Raw genomic sequence first — 2,567 nt, forward strand, 5'->3', positions numbered from 1 at the left:
GGGGCGGGGGCCCGGCCGCCCGGACCCCCGCCGGAAGTCAGCTGGTGGGGAAGGCGTCAGGGGTGCTGATCCGGCTCTTGAGCAGCGCACCGGACTCGGTCAGCACGCCGCTGCCGCTGTAGTCGGTGCCGTCACAGGTGCCGGGCCTGAACGCCGCACTGCCCTCGTCGGCGTCGGAGTAGGTCCAGTTGGCGTAGCTGATCTTCAGCCGGTCGAGCAGGTCCAGCCAGGCCGTGCTGCTCGCCCGGTCCACCGCTCCGCCGCCGGTGGCGCTCACCGTGCCGAACTCGGAGACGAACAGCGGCAGCCGGGAGGCCGCCCGGCTCACCGTGGCGCGGTAGTTGTCCTTGTGGCTCGCGGCGTAGAAGTGGAACGCGTACATGATGTTGTCGGCGTTGACGGGGTTGTCGACGACCTCGTTCTCGTCGGAACCGTCCGAGACTCCCAGCGAGGACCAGCCGCGGGTGCCGACGATGACGACGGCGTCCGGGTCGGCGGCCCGGATCACCGGGATGACCTGCTCGGCGTAGCTCTTGACGGCCGCCCAGCTCACGCCGTTGGGCTCGTTGGCGATCTCGTAGATCACGTTGTTCTTGTCGGCGTTGCGGGCGGCGACGGAGGCGAAGAACGTCTTCGCGCGGTCGAGGTTGAAGTTGGGGTCGCCCGGCGTGAGGGTGTGGAAGTCGATCACGGCGTACATGCCACGGGCCTCGGCCATGTCGACGAGGCTGTTCACGCGGCCGGTGAAGCCCGCGGGGTCGGTCTCGTAACCGTCCTCCTGCACGTACATGGCGATGCGCAGCAGGTCCGACTTCCAGTCCTCGGCGAGCGCGTCCAGGGACGCGGTGTTGTAGCACCGGCTGAACCACTGGATGCCGTGGGTGCTCATGCCGCGCAACTGGACGGGGCGGTCGTACTGGTTGCACAGGTTCACTCCGCAGACGTGCAGCTGTCCGTTGATGTCCACGGGGGTGCCGTCGTCCGGGGTGGGCGGGGGTTCTTCGACGGAGCCCGTACAGGCGACGCCGTTGAGCGTGAACGCCGTGGGCCGCGGGTTGGCACCCGTGAAGGAACCGGTGAATCCCACGTCGGCGGTCGCGCCGGTGGCCAGTGTGCGGTTCCAGTCGACAGCGGCGGCGGTGACGGTGGAGCCGGACTGCGACCAGGTGGCGTTCCAGCCCTGGACGACCTTCTGCCCGGCGTCCGGCATGGTGAACCCGAGCGTCCACCCGGAGACGGGGTCGCCCAGGTTGGTGATCCTCACTCCGGCCTGGAAGCCGCCCTGCCACTGGCTGGCCACCGTGTAGTCGACCCGGCAGCCGGCGGCGGCCACCGCCTGGGGGCCGGACAGCGCGGTGAGGCCCAGGACCGTCGCGCAGGTCGCCAGTAAGGCCAAGAAGCGTTTCAAAGCGTTCCTCCTCGTGCGATGCGAACTCGTGCGATGACCCGCGTCATGCGGGCACAGCGTGGTGCAGCGCGATGGGAGCGCTCCCAAAGCCCATCGGCCCGAGACCGTACACCGCCGCGTCGACGCGCGATAGCCATGTGACGGCCGAAGAACGCCGCGACGCGTGCGACCGCCGCCCGTACGGAGGCGTCCGGCCCCGTCGGCGCGAACGGTGGCGCACGTCACACTTCCCTCCTGTCACAGGGAGCGGACCTCCGGCATCCCGTGTTCAGCCCAGCTCGACACCGCGAACGAGCACAAGCGAGGACGAAACCATGGATACCCGGTTCGACCTGTTCGAGAACGAGCTCGCCGCCAGGTTCGCCAAGCGGTTCGCCGGCGCGGCCCTGGTGATCCACGACTCGCCGCTGCCGAAGGCCACCCAGGAGCTGGTGTCACTGCGCGCCGGCCAGATCAACGGCTGCGGCCACTGCGTCGACATGCACGTCAAGGAGGCCGCGGCCGCCGGTGAGAGCGCGGTCCGGCTCCACCTGGTCGCCACCTGGCGAGTCCACCGTGTTCACCGAGGCCGAGCAGGCGGCACTGGCCCTCGCCGAGGAGGGCACCCGCCCCGCCGACGCCTCCGGGGGCGTCTCCGACGAGACCTGGGCCCGGGTGCGCGAGCACTACGACGACGACCGGACCGCCGCGCTGGTCACCCTGGTCGCCATGATCAACGCCGCCAACCCGCTCGCGGTGATCACCCGCCGGAAGGGCGGCTCGTACGAGGCGGGCATGTTCGCGGCGGCGGTCGGGAGCTGAACCGCCGACGGGGTCCGGTCCGGACCGGCCGGACCGGACCCCACTGCTCCAGGCGTACGGCTCACGTGGGCGCCGGACCTCCTCGCCATCCGGGGAGGTGGCGCGCGCGGAACGGCGCGTCACGTGGCCTCGGCGTGCCCGGGGCGACGGCTCACGACCCCGTGGTCCCCGTGAGCCAGGGGTGGCGCGGAAGCGTGCGGAATCAAGGGCGGGCGACGGGGTCCGCGGTCGGGACCTCCCGGGTGCCGTCGGCGGTCGCCGTCCGCCGGCGGTCGGCCTGCGACGCCGCGGAGCGGGGCAGTGCGGACGCCAGGAGGGTTCCGCGCAGGGCCGGCGCGCGCAGGGCGAGGGTCACCAG

The 2,567-nt window shown here is 71.6% G+C and carries 1 protein-coding gene and 1 pseudogene; one reads left to right on the forward strand and one right to left on the reverse strand.

Annotation, left to right across the window (positions count from 1 at the left end; genetic code table 11):
• Positions 1 to 37: 37 nt before the first annotated feature.
• Positions 38 to 1,408 (reverse strand): cellulase family glycosylhydrolase, encoded by a 1,371-nt coding sequence (locus tag B7767_RS23020; RefSeq protein WP_085573863.1) that lies wholly within the window; start codon positions 1,406 to 1,408, stop codon positions 38 to 40.
• Positions 1,409 to 1,722: 314 nt separating this feature from the next.
• Here B7767_RS23020 and B7767_RS23025 point away from each other — a divergent pair.
• Positions 1,723 to 2,209, forward strand: a pseudogene (locus B7767_RS23025) (carboxymuconolactone decarboxylase family protein).
• Positions 2,210 to 2,567: the final 358 nt, after the last annotated feature.

It is taken from the genome of Streptomyces sp. 13-12-16, assembly GCF_002114215.1.
GTDB lineage: Bacteria > Actinomycetota > Actinomycetes > Streptomycetales > Streptomycetaceae > Streptomyces.